We start from the raw sequence: 15,901 nt of genomic DNA on the forward strand, positions 1-15,901 counted from the left end.
CAGAACCTCGCAAGTAGTTCGGAGCCGCTATCCCGGTGGATGGGTGCCAAAAATGCAGGTCTTCCTGACGCAGACCCGCAGTGCAAGGATTTCCTCATGAACAACAACATGAGCGGCAACGAGGGGACCCACGGGCAGCACCTGCACGCCCACACGTCTCCGACCACGCAACAAATGCGCACCGTTGGCCAGCGCCGCCGCGACGCCGAGGAGAAGCTGGAACACCACCTCCAGGAAGCACGCCACAAGCAAGATCCTCATGACGAGCAGGACGAAAACGGTAGCGGCGAAGAAGCCCCGCAGTAACCCGGTAGTTTCGACAGGCTCAACCACCGGGGACGGCAGCCGCCGTCCACATAGCGCGGACGGTGGCGCCGACGTCGTCCGCTGTGGTGCTAACGTGACGCCTATGCACCTGAAGGCTTACCAGCGAAGCCCTGCCCCGCGCCGCCGGAGACAAAAGCCAAGTACGGTCCTCGCCGGGTACGGCCGGTCCGCGGCAGCCTTCCAGGAGCGGCAGCTGTCCACCCTGCAACGGCTAGTCCGGCGTCTGGTTCCCCGGCATCCCGCCCAGGTGATTGCGCTCGGCTTCGCACTCGCGATCGCCGCGGGCACCGGCCTGCTCATGCTGCCGGTGGCCAAAGCCGGCGACGGCGGCGCCTCCCTGCTGGAAGCCCTCTTCACGGCAACGTCCGCCGTCTGCGTCACCGGGCTGACCACCGTGGACACCCCCGTGTTCTGGAGCGGATTCGGGCACGCCGTTATCCTGGCGCTGATCCAGGTGGGCGGGTTCGGCGTCATGTCCTTCGGTACCCTCCTGGGCGTGCTGATGGCCCGCCGGCTGGGCCTGCGCTCCCGGATGCTGGCCGCCGCCGAAACCAAAAGCCACGGCTTTGGCGACGTGCGCCGCGTCCTGCTGGGCGTTTTCCTCATTACGGTCATCGTTGAAACCGCACTGGCCCTGATCCTGATGCTGCGCTTTATGCTGGGCTACGGCTACCAGCCCTGGGAAGCGGCCTGGCACGGGGTCTTCCATTCCATTTCCGCGTTCAACAACGCCGGCTTCGCGCTGTACTCGGACAACCTCATGGGCTTCGTGAGCGATCCTTGGATCTGCCTTCCCATTGCTGCCGGCGTAATCCTGGGCGGGCTCGGTTTCCCGGTCCTGTTCGAGCTGCGGCGCCAGTACCGGCCCGTCTTCTGGAGCATGAACACCAAACTGGTCCTGGTGGGCAGCGCCGTGCTGCTCGCCGGCGGCACGGCCTTCCTCACCGCCGCCGAGTGGACCAATCCCGCCACCCTGGGCGGGCTCCCGCCCGGCGACCGCATCCTGGGCGGGTTCTTCCAGTCCGTCATCACCCGCACGGCCGGGTTCAACAGCATCGACATCGCGCAGATGCATCCCGTGTCCTGGATGGGGATGGACATCCTGATGTTTATCGGCGGCGGTCCCGCGGGAACCGCCGGTGGCCTGAAGATCACCACCTTCGCCGTCCTGTTCTTCATCCTGGCCACCGAACTGCGCGGCGGCACCGCGGTGAATATTTTCGGCAAGCGGCTTTCCCGGGCCGTGCACCGGCAGGCCATCACCGTGGTGCTCCTGGCCATCGCGCTGATCGTGGTGTCCACGATGTTCCTCATGCTGATCACCGATTTCGGGCAGGAGCGGATCCTCTTCGAAGTGGTCTCGGCCTTTGCCACGGTGGGCCTGTCCACCGGCATCACGGCCGGGATGCCGCCGGCCGGGCAGGTGGTCCTGATCCTGCTGATGTTCATCGGCCGCCTCGGCCCTGTCACACTTGGCACCGCACTCGCCGTCCGCGGCCGACCGATCATGTACGAATACCCGAAGGAAAGGCCCCTCATTGGCTAAGGACTTGTTCTCCCGCAAAGCCGGGCGCGTGGCTCAAACGGACTCCGTGGCCGTGATCGGCCTGGGCCGCTTCGGCGGCGCCCTTGCACTTGAGCTCGAAGCCCAGGGTACAGACGTGCTGGGCATCGACAGCAACGAGGACATCGTGCAGTCCTACAACGGCCTGCTCACCCACGTTGTCCGGGCCGACTCCACGAAGGAGGAGGTCCTGCGGCAGCTCTCCGTCCACGAGTTCGACCGGGTTGTGGTGGGCATCGGCACCGACCTTGAGGCCAGCATCCTGACCACCTCGCGGCTGCTGACCTTCAAGCACCCGCAGATCTGGGCCAAGGCCATCAGCGAACCGCACGCCGAGATCCTGGGCCAGCTGGGCGTCGAGAACGTCATCCGGCCCGAGCACGACATGGGCAAGCGGGTGGCGCACCTGGTGCGCGGATCGATCCTGGACTACGTGGAGTTCGAGGATGACTTCGTGATGATCCGCACCCAGCCGCCCACCGAAGCACGGGACCGGCCGCTGGGGGTGCTCGGGCTGCGGGACAAATACGGCATCACGATCGTGGCGGTGAAGCGGCCGGGGACTGTCTGGACCCACACCACGGCGCAGACCGTCCTCTACGACGACGACCAGATCATCGTCCAGGGCCCCAAGAACCTGGCCGAGGGTTTCAGCACCATGGCCTAAGGAGGCCTTACCGGTGGTTGAGCTTGTCGAAGCCCCGGGTTTCGACAAGCTCAACCACCGTCAATTCGGCAGGCCCAACCACCCTTAAGCCGCCAGGTCCCGTTCCCGCACCAGGCGGGCGGCTGCTGCCGCCGCGGTGATCGCGACGGCGGCCATCAGGAGGGCGCCCTCCGGGTGGAAGGCCTCAACGGGCATGGCCGAAGAGTGCCGGAACGGACTGAGGTCCTGCAGCCAGGTTGGCAGGCCCAGCAGCTCCCCGAACTGTCCCAGGACCAGGGCAGCAGCCAACGCACCCCAGCCGACGGCGCTGCTCCACCTGGATGCCAGGGCGAACACCAGCGCGGTCACGGCGGGAAAGACGAGTGCCGCCGGGATGTGAGCCAGTGCGGCTGCCAGCACGGTGCCCGGACTGCTGCCACCCGCCTGCGACAAGGCAAGCACGACGGCCGCCGATGCCCCCGCGGAGGCCGCGACCGCCGTCGTCGTGATTGCTGCGACGGCCAGCGTTCCCCCCAGCCAGCGAAGGCGCGACGCCGGCACGGCCAGGAGCAGTTCAGCGCGCCCTGCCGCTTCTTCCGCCCGCAGCCGCAGCACCGCCTCGATCCCCGCGGCAGCTGCCAGGACCCCGCTGATGCCCAGCATGGCCGTGGTAAACAAGTCGACGAGGCCCGCGTCACCGGGAACGATGCGGCTCATCAGCTCCGCCACGGACGGGTTTCCTTCCAGTGCGTCGCGTACCACCGGGCCAAGTCCGCCGGCCACGGCCCCCAGCGCGGCGGAGATGATGCACCAACTGGCCAGGCCTCCACTCTGGAGGCGCCATGCCAAGCCCAGCATCGACGCCAGGCCGGCGCCCGCCCTGCCCGGGCCCGCCTCGTTCGCGGCGATATAGCTGGCCCCCAAGTCCCTGCTCTTGCGGAGCGCCACGGCCACCCCTGCCAGGACTGCTGTCCCGGCGCCGATCACCAGCAACGGCAGCATGTCCGCCTCCGTGAAGGGCCGGATGCGCTGTCCCCAGCCAATGGGTGACAACAGGGAGGGCCAGGCTGCGGTGACATGCAGCAGCGATTGGTCCGCAGTCCCCAGCGCGTCACCGGCACCGCGGACCAGGTAGGCGGCACCCACCAGCGCCGACGCCGTACCGTTGGCGCTCCGCGCGGACGGCATGAGCTGTGCCACCAGCGCGGCGGCCGCCATGAAGAACAGGCCCACGGCGCCAACGGCTGCGCCTGCCAGGAACGATCCTTCCACCGGGAGTCCTGCGCCGATGAATCCGGCGGCAACGGCCAGGGCAAGGACGACGTTTGCGCAGGTGCCGAGAAGCAGGGTGGCATACAGGGAAGACACCCGGGTGACCTGCGTAGAGCCGACCAGCTCGAACCGGCCCTGGTCCTCGTCCCCGCGCGTATGCCGGACCACCAGAAAGGCACTCATCAACCCCGCCAGGACGGCCGTAAAGGAATAGCCCTGGAAGAAGGTGACCGCTCCGGAACTGATGCCGTCCGGGAGCCCCCGGAGGAACAGGAAGGCCGGGCTTGCCGCGGCCACGGAAATCAGGGCTGCCCGCTCGTTGTCCTCCCCGAACTGCGTGGTGACGGCGGTGGCTGCCGCGTATCCCAGGCCGGCGATGCCCAGGATCCAGGCAGCCAGCGTCCCGCGGTCCCTGCGGGCCTGGAGCAGGGCAAGCCGAAAAACGGCGCGCATCACAGCACCTGGCTCTTCTGGTCTTTTTGGCTCCCCCGTCCGGGAGCAGCCGTGCCGCCGTAGTGGCGCATGAACAGCTCCTCGAGGGAAGGCGGCGCCGCTGTGATGCCCGTGATGCCTGCTGTAGCCAAGGCCTCCAGGACATGGCCCAGGTCGGCCGCATCGGCGTCGAACTCCAAGGCTGTCCCGTCAACGCGGAGGTCGTGGATGCCCCGCCACGTGGACAGCAGCTCAGGCGATGCCGGCGACGTGACCCGGAAGCGGGTGCGGGTGAGGTGCCGAAGTTCGGCCAGGGTCCCGGATTCCACGGCCACCCCGGACCGGATGATGGTCACCCTGCTACACAGTTGTTCCACCTCGGCCAGGATGTGGCTGGACAGCAGCACCGTGGCCCCGTCCGCGGTGACCCGGCGGACGTGCCTGCGGAACACCGCGTCCATGACCGGGTCCAGGCCCGAGCTCGGTTCATCCAGCAGGTAGAGCCTGGCCGGGCGGGAAAAAGCCGCGATGAGGGCGGCCTTCTGCCGGTTGCCCCTCGAGTAGGTCCGGGCCTTTTTCCGGGGATCGAAATCGAACTCGTCGATCAGCTGCCGGCGCAGGCTTTCATCCGCACCGCCGCGCAGCCCGGCGAGCAGGTCAATGACCTCGCCGCCGGTCAGGTTGGGCCAGAGCGTCACATCCCCTGGGACATAGGCAACATCCCGGTGTGCCCGCACCGGTTCAGCCCATGGATCGATGTCGAACACCCGGGCCGTTCCGGAGGTTGGCCGGATCAGGCCCAGGAGGATTCGGAGGGTGGTGGACTTCCCTGCCCCGTTGGGTCCCAGGAAACCGTGGACCTCTCCGGACCTGACGGACAGGTTCAGGCCCGCGAGGGCTCTTGTCCGCCCAAAGTTCTTTACAAGCTGGCTGGTGGAGATGACGGGAGTTGCATCTGTGGTCATGGCCGGTTCCTTGGTCGCAGCTATCACACCCAAGGCGGCTGCCAGGGGCATGCCGCAAGCGTTTCCGCATACGGGCCGACCAGGCTTCCCGGCTCTCCGGTCCACATCTTACAAGCGGTGCATCGGGTGCGGAAGAGGCGGTGGATGATCGTGATCCGGGGGTTGAACCTGTCGGGGTTTCGACGGGCTCAACCCCCGGTTCGTGCGGGTCAGTTGGCACCGTTAAGCTGGCAGGATGCCTGACCTTGCCGCCCTGGTGCCCACCCTCGTGGCCCTCGCCATCCTGGTGGCACTCACGGTGGCTGTGCTCTGGGGCTCGCGGACGCCGTCGTTCGTTGCCCCGGCCGTTGCCATCCTCCGCGGCGCTGCCCAGCTGGCCCTGATCAGCCTGGTGCTGGGCGGCATCATCAACGATCCGCTGTGGGTGGCGGTGGCGCTGCTGGTCATGTTCACGGTGGCCGTGGCGACGGCAACCCGCCGGCTCACGTGGTCCTGGCGGCGGTTCGCGGCGGTGGCCGCAACCATGGCGCTGGGCATCCTGGTGACCCTGGCCGTGGTGTTCGGCACCGGGGCGATCGAATTCACGCCGCGGTATGTGCTGGCGGTGGGCGGCATTGTGATCGGCAACTGCATGAGCATCGCCGTGCTGGCCGGGCGCCGGTTCTTCGAAGCTGTGCGGGACCAGTGGAGCGAGGTTGAAGGCTGGCTGGCGCTGGGTGCGCAGCCGAGCCGCGCAACCCTCACCCAGGCCCGCTTCTCCGTCCATGCGGCCCTGATCCCATCGATCGACCAGACCAAAACCACCGGCCTGGTCACCCTGCCTGGCGCGTTCGTGGGTGCGATCTTCGGCGGTGCCTCACCGCTGGAGGCGGGCCGGTTCCAGGTGGTGGTGCTGGCGTCCATCATGGCGGCGGGCTCCATCACCGCCGTCGCGCTGATCCGCTCCCTGCGCTCGGTGAAGGTGCGTCCGGAACCTCTCTGACACTGCAACGCGGGGTCACTCCCGGCCCAATAAACCGCCCGCGGAGGGCATTGAGTGACCCCGCGTTGCTGGTTTATTGCGGTGTGGCAAGGAAGGCGCGGATCTCGTCCGCCATCCGCTTGGACTGGGTCCAGTGCAGGTAGTGGCCGCCCTCGATAGGAACAACCTGGTGCCGCCGGACGTTCTTCAGCAGGTTCTCGGCCGCTGCGGTTTTGGTGGCGGTTGAATCGGAGCCTTCATCGGCAACAAACGCCAGGACGGGAATGTCATCGGGGTACGTGACTCCCCGGAGGGCCGCCGCGTTGTTCGCAATCCGGGCCGTTTCGTCGGTGACAGCGGGGTTGCCGTAGTTCCAGCTCATCATCATGCGCATCCGGTGCAGTTCCTCGGCGGTATAGGCGTCACTGTCCGGGTCAAGGAAGCCTGGGGCGAGCGCCGCAACCACGCGGACCACACCGGTGACGGCCAGTGCCCGCTCCACGTTGATGCCCGGCTGCGGGTCTTCCACCGGCCCGTCCCCGGGCTTGGGAATAGTGGCGTCAATTCCGACGACGGCGGACACCTCCGCGGGGTACCGGTTGGCGTAATCCAGCATGTAGAAGCCGGCGATGGAATGCCCTGCCAGGACATAGGGCGGCCGGACCTGGAGCTTCGCCAGCACGTCGTGAAGTTCGGTGCTGATGTTTTCGTTGGACCGCGCGGGGCCTTCGAGGTCGCTGTAGCCGTACCCGAACCCCTCCACCACAATGGCGTCGAAGCCGCCGAGTTCGCGGACCAGCGGAGCGAAGTCGAGGCCGGGGGCCGCAGTTCCCAGGCCGCTCAGAAGGACGATCGGCTGGCCCTGGTCCCCGTTCCGGACCACGTTCAGGCTGCCCCCGCTCACCGCGACCCGCTCACCGTACGGTGCCGTACCCGATTTCTCCGTGGACTCCAGGACCAGGTTGACCACCGTGGACACCAGGATCAGCCCCAGGACGATGAGCGCGGCGATACCGGCCCGGCGCAGCCCGCGCCGGGGCTTCTTCCGGGAACCGGTATCCGTCGCCACGTTCTAGATTTTAGGCTGGCTTCGCGAAGGTGGCCGCGCTCATGATCTCGTACCCCACGAACGTCTCGTCGCCTTCCACCCAGGCGTCGTGGCCGGCCGGAATGGTGTACGCGTTGCCGGGGGTTATGGTGGTCCGGGCTCCATCCTCCATCTGGACCGTCAGGGTCCCGGCGGCGCAGATTCCCACGTGGTTGACCTGGCAGCTGTCCGTTTGGACCACGGTCTTGACCGTTTCGGACCACTTCCATCCCGGCTGGAAGGTGAACCTGCCCAGGGTTGTGTCACCGATGTTGACCACGTCCACCTCGGTCTTCGGCGGGCGCCGTTTTTCATCGGGCTGGTCGAAGGACTTCGCTTCAAGGGTTCTGACAGTAACGCCGGCCATTTTCATTCTCCTGACAGGGAGGGATTGCAACTGTTCGTCCGGGGCGCTGAGACATCTCCAGGAGGGATGGGTTGGCCGGCCTACCGAGGCCTTGAACGCCCGCCAACGCTGCAACTAGCGCTATCAGCGTGCGCCCGGGCATAGGCGCTGTCAATACGGCGCACTCCCCCTTCGCGAGATGGGGGGGATCCCTCGGTAAGACTCACCGTAGACAGGACCAACGCGGGGTCACTCCTGGCCCAAAGAGCGGCGGTTTTTGGGCGTTTAGTGACCCCGCGTTGCTGGTGCAGTTCAGCTTCCTTCAGCGGGGAGTCCCACGGTGCAGTCGGCGGCGTCGTTCACCACGTCCTCCAGGTCACCGGTGCGGTGCAGCACCTCCAGTTGCCGGACTGCGCCCGTACCGGTCAGCAGCAGATCGTCCACCAGCTCCTCCACCCGTTGCAGGTCACCGCTGTCCTCCAGCGCCCCATGAATATGGTTCAGCAGGGAATTGACGACGGCGAGCGCCGGCACCGGGCGGTGAGTGTGCGGGTCCAGCAGTTCCCCGCGCAGTCCCCAGCGGCTGGCCTTCCAGCCCGCCAGCCGGATCAGAGCCGACGGCGCGCCGACAGGCTCTTTGCCTTCCCGCCACTCCCGCGCGGCGGTCTCCACCAGCCCGCGGGCGATGCCGGCCAGGAGCACGGTGTTCTGGGGCCGCAGGCACACGTCCGCGATGCGGATTTCCACCGTGGGATAGTGCCGCGAGAGCCGGGCGTCGAAGTAGACCATTCCCTCATCCAGCGCGACGCCGGTGCTCACCATCTCATGCACCAGCTGGTGGTAGGCGTCGGCTGAGCCGAGGATTTCCAGCGGGCCGGCGGACGGCCACCGGTTCCAGACCTGCGAGCGGTAGCTGGCGTACCCGGTGTCCTCGCCGTGCCAGAACGGGGAGTTGGCGCTCAGCGCGGTCAGCACCGGCAGCCAGATCCGGATCCGGTCCAGGACGGCCACGCCTTCCTCCGGCGAGTCAACCGAGACGTGGATGTGGCAACCGCAGGTGAGCTGTTCCCTGGCGGTCAGCCCGTACTCCTCGGCCATGGCGGCAAAGCGCCGGAGCCGTACCGGGTGCGGGTCACAGGGCAGCGGTGATGTGGCCAGGGCGGCCACCCGCACCCCGACGTCCTGCGCTGCCCTGTCCGCGATGGCCCGGCCGGCGATGATGTCCGCCTCCAGCGAGTCCATGGTGGAATGCGGCGGGGTGACCACCTCGATCATTTCCTGCTGGAACTCCGCGGTGAGGACCGGCCCGGAACTCGATTCCATCGGACGCACGTACAGGTCCAGGAGCGCGCCGGCCATGGGCACGGGCTCCCCCTTGCCGGGGTCCACCAGGAGCAGCTCCTCCTCTATCCCGAACGTCCGCACCCGTCCGGCACCGCCGGTACCGCCGGTACCGCCATTGACCGCACCGGCGCTCCCTGTACCGTCGCGAACGGTGCGGTCATTGCCTGAGGTGTCCATCGCCGTCGTCCTTTGCTCGTTGCATCTTTGCAAGCTCATCCCAGAAGCAGGCCTGCGTCACGGCGCCGTTCATCAGGACCTCCAGGCTGACGCTCTCATCGCTGTCGTGCCAGTGGTCCTCCACAAGCCCGGTGCCGAAGAACAGCACCGGCGCCTGCAGCATGCGGCCGAGCAGTTCGGCCGGTCCCCCGCCGGCGTTCCCCATCCGCCCCACCTTGCCGCTGTGGAACCCCACGGCCATGGCCCGCTCCAGTGCGGCGACGGCGGGGTGGTCCGGAGTGCGGTACGGCTCCTGCGCCGTTTCCAGGTCCGGCGTCAGCGTGTGCCCGAAAGCGTCCCCGATGGTGTTTTCCACCCACTGCCGCAGCTGGTCAGCCACCTTCTCCACCCGCTGGCCGGGCACGGTCCGGAAGCTCAGGTCCGCCGACGCCACGGCCGGCACCGCGGCACGCGACACACCGATGGGATCGCCGGCGATGATCGAGGTGACTTCGACGGCGGGACGCAGCCACAGCCGCTCCAGCGGCGTGTACCCCTTCTCGCCAGTAATGGCGCCGCTTTCGGACCGCTTCAGCCAGTCCTCGTCGCTGTAGGGAAGCTCCGCGAGCGCCTGCCGAAGGTCCTCCGGAAGCGGCTCGACGTCGTCGTAAAACCCCGGAATGGCGATCCTGCCGTCCGCGTCATGCAGGAGCGCCAGGAGCCTGGCCAGCTCGAAGGCCGGGTTGGGGGCGTTGCCGGAAACAGCCCCGCTGTGGACGTCGCGCTCCGGCCCGAACACCTCCAGGCTGGCGCTAAGCATGCCGCGCAAACCTACACACAGCGCGGGGTGGTCTTCGTGCCAGAGGAGGGTGTCGGAGAAAAGTACGACGTCGGCCTGGAACCTTTCCGTCTGTTCCTCCAGGAGTGCCGCGAGATGCGGGGAGCCGCCTTCCTCCTCGCCCTCGACGATGAACTTGAGGTTGACGGCGGGCGCGGGCTGGGCGGGGTGTGCCTGTGCAGGGGAAGTGGAGTGCAGGAGCGTTTGGTTTGTGGCGTCCAAACGTGAGAGAGCGTGCGGGTTTTGGCGGTCAAAGGTGAGAGAGCGTTGGTGCAGGTGGGCGCGGATGCCCCAAAGGTGCGCCAGGACCTGGGCCTTGGCGTCCGAGCTTCCCCGCCCGTAGAGCCTGCCTTCGCGGACCACCGGTTCGAACGGCGAGGTCTGCTCCCAGTTGTCCGGGTTGACCGCGCGGACATCGTGGTGGCTGTAGACCAGGACGGTGGGAGCTCCCGGCGCCTCACACCACTCCGCGCAGACCGCGTGAGACTCCCCCGTGGGCTGCACGTCAACCACGGGGAAGCCCGCCTCACGGAAGGCGGCAGCGAGCCAGTTCGCGGAGCGGAGCAGGTCCCGCTGGTGCTCCGGCACACCCAGGATGCCCGGAACGCGCACCCACTCTGCCAGCTGCTTCTCAATGCTGCTGTGATGGGAGCGGAGGTAGGCATGCAAGCGCGCGCCGCCGTCGTACTCCTGCCTGTCCATACCCGCCCCTCCCGCTATTCCAGCCGGTTCATTGCGGCATCACCGCGGCTGGGAAGGGTTGGTGGGCACCCCCTGCGACGGCGGGTTGACCGGTGGTCCAGGCACTGACGGGCTTTGCGGGGACACCGGCTGGCCGGTGTTCACCTCGGGTGTGCCGGGGGTCCGGGGGCCGCTGGGAACGGCACCGCCCTGAAGATCCTGAAGCCTCTTCTCGAGGATCTGCAGGATGGGCAGCCGGTTGCCGTGCGCCTTCTCGTAGCTGACCAGCTGCGCCACGTCCGCTTCCTCCAGTCCGGAGATGCGGGTGGGGAGTGTCCCTACGGGCAGGTGGTCGTAGTCGGGAAGGGGCAGGTCCTTGTGCTGGGGAACATCGTTCCGGGATGCGTCATTCATTGTCCGGGCTCCTTAGGCTAGTGAGGTGAGCAAGTCAGCGCAGGCCTGTTCGCAGCGCCGGCACGCTTCGGCGCAGACCTGGCAGTGGTCATGCATGTCGGCGTGCCGTTCGCATTCGTCCGCGCAGGCCCGGCAGGCCGTGCGGCAGGCCTCCAGCAGGGCGCGGGTGGTGGCAGGGTTGTAACCGGTGCGCCGGGACAGCACCATTCCCGTGGCGGCGCAGATATCCGCGCAGTCCAGGTCGGTGCGGATGCACGTGGCAAGGTCCGCCACCATGTCCTCGGCCAGGCAGGCGTCAGCGCAGGCGGTGCACGTCTGGGCGCACTCAAAGCAGGCGCTGATGCACTCGGCAAGCCTGGTCACGTCGATGTCACCGAGGTCCTTGGGATACGTGTCAATCATGGACCGTATGTGGGTCATGCCTTTTCTCCTCCTTCCCCCTTGATCAGCAACGGTCAGGACTTAGTAAGTACACTTACTTCTTTCACGGTACCGGGATTGCGGGACTTGGTACAGAGGGCGGACTCCCCCATCCGGCGGAGCGTGGAACGTCAGGCGGTGGGCCCGGTTACCGTGGCGCGCGGCCAGGCCCGCTGCGGGGCGGGTTGCGGGTCGTTCGCCAGGTGCTCGTATACCAGTTCCAGCACCTCCGAGGCTCTCTTGTTCAGCCGCCGCGATTCCTCCAGGGCCCGGTCCAGCCGGGCCACCTCCGCCCGCAGCTCGGCGATGTCCGCCGCAGCCACGGCCAGCCGCAGATTGATGTCATCCACCGGGTTCAAAGGCTCATTCAAAGCCTCACTCAGGGGTTCATACACGGCACTGCCCTTTCAGTCGATGGGTGGGTACGGCTTCAGTTGATGGGTTGGTACGGCGGAATGGTGATGGCCGCTTCCTCAAGCCGGCGCCGTGTTTCTTCGGCCGATATCGGCGTGCCGAAACTCCGGTACTTGCCCACCGGAACCACTGCCGTGACCGGGGTGCGGCCGTGGATGCGCACCAGGTTGAAGGACCGCGCACCATCCCGGCCCTGCATCGCCCCCGCGGGAATCGCGAGGTCCTGGGTGTAGCTGGTGGATGCGGCCACGGACACAGGAATGTTGGCGAACGTCGAAAAGAGGGAGCAGTGCGTGTGGCCGGAGAGGATACCGATCACGTCACTGCCCTCGAGGACCTGCGCCAGGCCCGTCTGGTTCCGCAGCTCGGACAGCACCGCGAGGTCCTGTACCGGGGGCACCGGCGGGTGGTGGAGCACCAGGAGGGTGCCGTCGTCGGCCGGCGCTTCCAGCTCCTTCGCCAGCCAGCGCAGCTGGTCCTCATCGATCTCGCCGTGGTGGAAGCCCGGGATGGAGGAATCCAGCACCAGCACCCGGAGGCCGCCCAGGTCATACTGGCGGTCCACCGGCCCGGGCCGCGGCTCCTCGTCCAGCATGATGCGCTGGAAGTTGGTGCGATCATCGTGGTTACCCATGGCCCAGATGATCCGTGTACCAATCCGTGCGGCATAGGCGTCGCAGACGGTCTTCAGCTGCCGGTACGCCTCGGCCTTGCCTTTATCCGTGAGATCCCCGGAGACGATGATGGCTTCAGGTTCCATCATGGTTCCCTCGATGGCGTCCAGGACCTGTACCAGCCCCGGCTTCGGATCCATCTCCCCATACAGCAGCCCCTCTGCGACAAAGTGCGGGTCGGTGATGTGGACCAGCACGTGGTTGGGTGCGGGGTATTCCGCCTGGAGGATCTGCATCAAAAGCCTTTCAGCTGGTCCCAATACGGCGGTTTGCAACGCATGAGGATCCGCTGACGGGCTCTGCTTGCCGCCGAAGTGAACAACATAATAAGCACGCTTATAAAACCGGGGGAAGAGTTTCCCGGCGACGCGCCGGCACTCGCCGGTGCGCCGGCCCGGAAATACCGGGAATTAGCGCACATTATTGGGTCTTTTTGAATGGGCCGTGCGGGCTTACGGTAGACCCACGGAGTCGCCCGTCCGGGGTGGCCGGCCAAGGAGGACTTTCCAATGACAACGCACGTCGCGGACTGCAGCGTAACGAACTGTTCCTTTAACGACCATACGAACTGCAACGCCGCCGCCATCACCGTCGGCGGCGCCGAAAACCACGCCCACTGCGCCACGTTCATCGAGACCGGCCTGCACGGCGGCCTGCCCAAGGTCCTCGCCGACGTCGGAGCCTGCCAGCGCAGCGAGTGCATCCACAACGACCATCTGATGTGCAACGCACCCGAAGTCCACGTTGGCCCCGGCCGGGACAACGCCGACTGCCTCACCTACTCGCACGCCTAGGACAAAGTGACTGAAGGCTCCGGAGCGCCCGGGCGGCAACGCCCCCGGGCGCTCCGTTGCTGCCCCGGCTCGGCCCATGCGGCATCAGGCTCTCCCGCCATCCGACTCCGTCCACCTGCTGTACAAACCCCTGCCACCGCGAGTAGATTCGAAATGTGACGGGAATCATGGCCCGTCCTCCAGGCCACCTCTGCACAGGCCGTCGGAGCAGCTGCTGTAGCCCAACGGCGGCACACTTGCAGAAGCGAAAGATCCCTACCGTGGCGACATCGCATTTCCAGCAGTTCCTAGAAGAAGCAACCATTTTCGATCCCTCCAGCGATTCCACGCTGGGGCCTGATTGCCTTTACGGCCTGTACGTCAGCTGGGCAACGCTGCACGGGATGACCCCGAAGCCCGATCAGGCCTTCCGCGCCGGCATGCTCCGGTGCGGGGTGGATGTCCACAACAGCCGGCTGCACATGACGGGCCCCGCCGCTGCCGACTACATCCTCAGCAGCTACCCGGCGGTGGCGTGATGTCCATCCATCCGGACCGCTATCGCCCCCGCAACATCCCGGACGTGCTGGTTTACGACGGGCAGTACATGCACTCCGGCGAGCCCATGGCTACCGCGGGCGCCGAAATGCGCAGCATCCGCGGCACCTACAACAGCAGGCAAATGCCCGAGACGCTGAGCGTCTACCTCGCCACCAGGGTGCTGCGCTGCGCCTGCGGTTTCCAGATGGAGATCCCGGACCAGAACCCCGCGGTGTTGGAATGACCAGGCTCCCCCTGGATGACTTGACCGCGACCATCGCGCGCATCCGGGGACTGCTGCTCACGGAGGAGAAGGTGGACCGTGCTGTTTCCCTCCTGGCCAGGGCCATCAAGGAATCCATGCCCGGCAATCCGGGAACCGGGGTTTCGCTGCTGGATGCCGGGGGAAAGCGCACCAGCAGCGCCTCCACGGACGCCATGGTGGAGCAGGCGGACGCCATCCAGTACTCGCTGGGCGAGGGTCCGTGCCTCACGGCATGGGCTTCCGAGGAAGTGGTCATTATTGACGACGTCCACACGGACGAGCGTTGGCCGCGTTGGCGGGACGCGGTCCTCGGGATGCCGGTCCGCTCGGTGGTGAGCACGCCACTCATGGCGGGGAAGGAAGCGCTGGGCGCGCTGAAGATCTACTCCGCCCTGCCGGGACAGTATGACGAGTCCACCGGCCGGGTGCTGAGCCTGTTCGCCGGCACGGCCGCCACCCTCCTGGCGCACATCCAGGGCAGCGAGGCACCGCTGAAGATGACGGAAAGCCTCAAGGCCACCGTGTCCAGCCGGGACCTCATCAACCGCGCCTGCGGCATGCTGATGGAACGGCACGGCGTTAGCCACGACCAGGCGATGCAGGAATTGATCCAAAACGCGCGGGCGGCAGGTGCCACCTTGGTTGAGGTCAGCGAACAGCTGGTCACCAGGGTGCCGCCTGCGGAACGGTAGGGGGTGCAGCCGTGGGTTTCGATCCACATGAGCCGGAACAGCGCAGCCAGCTCAAGGACGCCCTGTCCGCGGCTGACATCACTGTGGGCGAGTTGTGGCTGCGGTATTTCAGCATGAGCGGCAGCGCCGGCGAATATGAGGTCCACGCCTACCTGCAGGGCCTCATTTCCCTGCCCGTCACCCAGCGGGATCTGCTGGCCCTTGCCTGCAATGAGATGATCGCGGAGACCCCGCCGAAGTACGCACCGTACGCGGACCAGATTGTCGGCGCCGAGCCGGACGACGTCCCTTCAGGCGAAGTACGACGGCGGGACGCGCCGCCGTCGTAATCATCCCTTCGCGTCACACGTCGAAGTGGGTGGTGACCGTGGGGTTGTCCGTCACCGAGGCGATGACCGAGGCGGCAAGGTCGCGGAGCTTGATGTTGCGCGTGCTGGAGGCCCGCTTGAGGATGGCCATCGCTGTTTCCTGGCTGCAGCGGTTCTGGGCCATGATGGCGCCGGCGGCCAGGTTAATGGTGGTGCGCGACACCATGGCTGCGGCGAGGTCGTCCCGGGCATCGGTCAGCTGGGCGATGCGGAGCGCAAGCCTCAGCGACGAGCTTCCCTGGACGGCAAAGCTCTCCGCCCGGCCGATCGCTTCACCGGAGAACGCGTGTCTGCGTGCCGAATAGACATTCAGGGCCGCCTGGAATTCCCCGCCTCCACGGAACGGCACTGCCAGCATGGACCCGAGCACGTTGTGGTTCACGGCGGCCACATACTCCGGCCACCGGTGTTCGGTCTCCAGGTCCGGGACGTGGACTGTGGCGTTCTCCCGGAGGCTTGACAGGCAAGGCCCGTCCAGGAAGGCGTACTGGAGCTCATCCATGGCGAGGGCACGCGCATCGCTGCTGCCCGCCGTCGCAGCCTTCTTGCGCCGCACTACCGTGACCGAGCATGAGACGTCCTGCGCGGAGGACGACAGGTCGGCGGCAGCAGCCACCGCAAGTTCGTGGAGGAACTCCTCCACGTGGGAGCTGCTGAGCACCAGATCGTCCAGATGTACGCGGATTGATTCCGCAGTTATGTTTTCAGCCATGGCAGGCTTC

Annotated in this window: 20 protein-coding genes; 9 read left to right on the top strand and 11 right to left on the bottom strand. The window is 66.9% G+C overall.

What is annotated here, in order from left to right; all coding sequences use genetic code 11:
- Window positions 1-96: 96 nt before the first annotated feature.
- From DXK94_RS13615 to DXK94_RS13625, 3 genes are all read left to right on the top strand, one after another.
- Window positions 97-306: a hypothetical protein gene (locus DXK94_RS13615; RefSeq protein WP_115525376.1), complete on the top strand. Its 210-nt coding sequence runs from the start codon at window positions 97-99 to the stop codon at window positions 304-306.
- Window positions 307-409: 103 nt separating this feature from the next.
- Complete coding sequence (locus DXK94_RS13620) at window positions 410-1,873, top strand: TrkH family potassium uptake protein (protein ID WP_258868549.1); 1,464 nt, start codon at window positions 410-412, stop codon at window positions 1,871-1,873.
- On the top strand, window positions 1,866-2,558 hold the full coding sequence (locus tag DXK94_RS13625; protein WP_115525377.1) for a TrkA family potassium uptake protein: 693 nt from the start codon (window positions 1,866-1,868) through the stop codon (window positions 2,556-2,558). Before DXK94_RS13620 ends, DXK94_RS13625 begins: the two co-directional genes overlap by 8 nt.
- Window positions 2,559-2,642: 84 nt before the next feature.
- Here DXK94_RS13625 and DXK94_RS13630 read toward each other — a convergent pair whose 3' ends face one another.
- A complete protein-coding gene (locus DXK94_RS13630; RefSeq protein WP_115525378.1) occupies window positions 2,643-4,262 on the bottom strand; it encodes an ABC transporter permease in 1,620 nt (539 codons plus the stop codon).
- Window positions 4,262-5,206: an ABC transporter ATP-binding protein gene (locus tag DXK94_RS13635; RefSeq protein WP_115525379.1), complete on the bottom strand. Its 945-nt coding sequence runs from the start codon at window positions 5,204-5,206 to the stop codon at window positions 4,262-4,264. The genes DXK94_RS13630 and DXK94_RS13635 overlap by 1 nt, the downstream gene beginning before the upstream one ends.
- A 235-nt stretch (window positions 5,207-5,441) precedes the next feature.
- Between DXK94_RS13635 and DXK94_RS13640 the strand changes: the two genes are divergently transcribed.
- The gene (locus DXK94_RS13640) at window positions 5,442-6,188 is read left to right on the top strand and encodes an ABC transporter permease (protein WP_115525380.1); all 747 of its coding nucleotides are present in this window, start codon (window positions 5,442-5,444) and stop codon (window positions 6,186-6,188) included.
- Between the two features lie 73 nt (window positions 6,189-6,261).
- Here the strand turns inward: DXK94_RS13640 and DXK94_RS13645 are convergent, their stop codons facing one another.
- The 8 genes from DXK94_RS13645 to DXK94_RS13680 form a co-directional block, all read right to left on the bottom strand.
- Window positions 6,262-7,236 (bottom strand): alpha/beta fold hydrolase, encoded by a 975-nt coding sequence (locus DXK94_RS13645; RefSeq protein ID WP_115525381.1) that lies wholly within the window; start codon window positions 7,234-7,236, stop codon window positions 6,262-6,264.
- Between the two features lie 10 nt (window positions 7,237-7,246).
- Window positions 7,247-7,621 (bottom strand): cupin domain-containing protein, encoded by a 375-nt coding sequence (locus tag DXK94_RS13650; protein WP_115525382.1) that lies wholly within the window; start codon window positions 7,619-7,621, stop codon window positions 7,247-7,249.
- 291 nt (window positions 7,622-7,912) lie between these two features.
- Entirely contained in the window at window positions 7,913-9,121 is a 1,209-nt protein-coding gene (locus tag DXK94_RS13655; RefSeq protein ID WP_115525383.1) for a glutamate--cysteine ligase, read from the bottom strand.
- Entirely contained in the window at window positions 9,102-10,640 is a 1,539-nt protein-coding gene (locus DXK94_RS13660) for a M20/M25/M40 family metallo-hydrolase (RefSeq protein ID WP_115525384.1), read from the bottom strand. The genes DXK94_RS13655 and DXK94_RS13660 overlap by 20 nt, the downstream gene beginning before the upstream one ends.
- Before the next feature lie 39 nt (window positions 10,641-10,679).
- Entirely contained in the window at window positions 10,680-11,033 is a 354-nt protein-coding gene (locus tag DXK94_RS13665) for a hypothetical protein (RefSeq protein WP_115525385.1), read from the bottom strand.
- A gap of 12 nt (window positions 11,034-11,045) precedes the next feature.
- On the bottom strand, window positions 11,046-11,453 hold the full coding sequence (locus tag DXK94_RS13670; RefSeq protein WP_115525386.1) for a four-helix bundle copper-binding protein: 408 nt from the start codon (window positions 11,451-11,453) through the stop codon (window positions 11,046-11,048).
- Window positions 11,454-11,584: 131 nt separating this feature from the next.
- Window positions 11,585-11,848, bottom strand: a complete 264-nt coding sequence (locus DXK94_RS13675; protein ID WP_147294384.1) for a hypothetical protein — start codon at window positions 11,846-11,848, stop codon at window positions 11,585-11,587.
- Between the two features lie 35 nt (window positions 11,849-11,883).
- On the bottom strand, window positions 11,884-12,777 hold the full coding sequence (locus DXK94_RS13680) for a metallophosphoesterase (protein ID WP_115525388.1): 894 nt from the start codon (window positions 12,775-12,777) through the stop codon (window positions 11,884-11,886).
- Between the two features lie 273 nt (window positions 12,778-13,050).
- On the opposite strand from DXK94_RS13680, the gene DXK94_RS13685 reads away from it, so the two are divergent.
- The 5 genes from DXK94_RS13685 to DXK94_RS13705 all read left to right on the top strand — a co-directional run bounded on the left by DXK94_RS13685 (window position 13,051) and on the right by DXK94_RS13705 (window position 15,140).
- Window positions 13,051-13,335, top strand: a complete 285-nt coding sequence (locus DXK94_RS13685) for a DUF1540 domain-containing protein (RefSeq protein WP_079598736.1) — start codon at window positions 13,051-13,053, stop codon at window positions 13,333-13,335.
- A 260-nt stretch (window positions 13,336-13,595) separates the two neighbouring features.
- Complete coding sequence (locus tag DXK94_RS13690) at window positions 13,596-13,853, top strand: hypothetical protein (RefSeq protein WP_115525389.1); 258 nt, start codon at window positions 13,596-13,598, stop codon at window positions 13,851-13,853.
- Entirely contained in the window at window positions 13,853-14,098 is a 246-nt protein-coding gene (locus DXK94_RS13695; protein WP_115525390.1) for a hypothetical protein, read from the top strand. The genes DXK94_RS13690 and DXK94_RS13695 overlap by 1 nt, the downstream gene beginning before the upstream one ends.
- A complete protein-coding gene (locus DXK94_RS13700) occupies window positions 14,095-14,811 on the top strand; it encodes a GAF and ANTAR domain-containing protein (protein ID WP_115525391.1) in 717 nt (238 codons plus the stop codon). The genes DXK94_RS13695 and DXK94_RS13700 overlap by 4 nt, the downstream gene beginning before the upstream one ends.
- Before the next feature lie 11 nt (window positions 14,812-14,822).
- Window positions 14,823-15,140 carry a hypothetical protein gene (locus tag DXK94_RS13705; protein WP_079598739.1) on the top strand — a complete coding sequence of 106 codons (318 nt, stop codon included), beginning with the start codon at window positions 14,823-14,825 and terminating at the stop codon, window positions 15,138-15,140.
- Window positions 15,141-15,153: 13 nt separating this feature from the next.
- Here DXK94_RS13705 and DXK94_RS13710 read toward each other — a convergent pair whose 3' ends face one another.
- Window positions 15,154-15,891 (bottom strand): GAF and ANTAR domain-containing protein, encoded by a 738-nt coding sequence (locus tag DXK94_RS13710; protein ID WP_115525392.1) that lies wholly within the window; start codon window positions 15,889-15,891, stop codon window positions 15,154-15,156.
- Window positions 15,892-15,901 lie beyond the last annotated feature (10 nt).

It is taken from the genome of Arthrobacter sp. RT-1, from assembly GCF_003367205.1.
In the GTDB taxonomy this organism is placed as follows: Bacteria; Actinomycetota; Actinomycetes; order Actinomycetales; family Micrococcaceae; genus Arthrobacter.

Excerpts from the sequence above, each read along its gene's own strand:
- DXK94_RS13670 (WP_115525386.1), bottom strand. The coding sequence starts at position 11,453 with ATGACCCACATACGGTCCATGATTGACACGTATCCCAAGGACCTCGGT.
- DXK94_RS13615 (WP_115525376.1), top strand. The coding sequence starts at position 97 with ATGAACAACAACATGAGCGGCAACGAGGGGACCCACGGGCAGCACCTG.
- DXK94_RS13700 (WP_115525391.1), top strand. The coding sequence starts at position 14,095 with ATGACCAGGCTCCCCCTGGATGACTTGACCGCGACCATCGCGCGCATC.
- DXK94_RS13640 (WP_115525380.1), top strand. The coding sequence starts at position 5,442 with ATGCCTGACCTTGCCGCCCTGGTGCCCACCCTCGTGGCCCTCGCCATC.
- DXK94_RS13680 (WP_115525388.1), bottom strand. The coding sequence starts at position 12,777 with ATGCAGATCCTCCAGGCGGAATACCCCGCACCCAACCACGTGCTGGTC.
- DXK94_RS13630 (WP_115525378.1), bottom strand. The coding sequence starts at position 4,262 with ATGCGCGCCGTTTTTCGGCTTGCCCTGCTCCAGGCCCGCAGGGACCGC.
- DXK94_RS13620 (WP_258868549.1), top strand. The coding sequence starts at position 410 with ATGCACCTGAAGGCTTACCAGCGAAGCCCTGCCCCGCGCCGCCGGAGA.
- DXK94_RS13635 (WP_115525379.1), bottom strand. The coding sequence starts at position 5,206 with ATGACCACAGATGCAACTCCCGTCATCTCCACCAGCCAGCTTGTAAAG.
- DXK94_RS13710 (WP_115525392.1), bottom strand. The coding sequence starts at position 15,891 with ATGGCTGAAAACATAACTGCGGAATCAATCCGCGTACATCTGGACGAT.
- DXK94_RS13695 (WP_115525390.1), top strand. The coding sequence starts at position 13,853 with ATGTCCATCCATCCGGACCGCTATCGCCCCCGCAACATCCCGGACGTG.
- DXK94_RS13655 (WP_115525383.1), bottom strand. The coding sequence starts at position 9,121 with ATGGACACCTCAGGCAATGACCGCACCGTTCGCGACGGTACAGGGAGC.
- DXK94_RS13650 (WP_115525382.1), bottom strand. The coding sequence starts at position 7,621 with ATGGCCGGCGTTACTGTCAGAACCCTTGAAGCGAAGTCCTTCGACCAG.
- DXK94_RS13660 (WP_115525384.1), bottom strand. The coding sequence starts at position 10,640 with ATGGACAGGCAGGAGTACGACGGCGGCGCGCGCTTGCATGCCTACCTC.
- DXK94_RS13685 (WP_079598736.1), top strand. The coding sequence starts at position 13,051 with ATGACAACGCACGTCGCGGACTGCAGCGTAACGAACTGTTCCTTTAAC.
- DXK94_RS13665 (WP_115525385.1), bottom strand. The coding sequence starts at position 11,033 with ATGAATGACGCATCCCGGAACGATGTTCCCCAGCACAAGGACCTGCCC.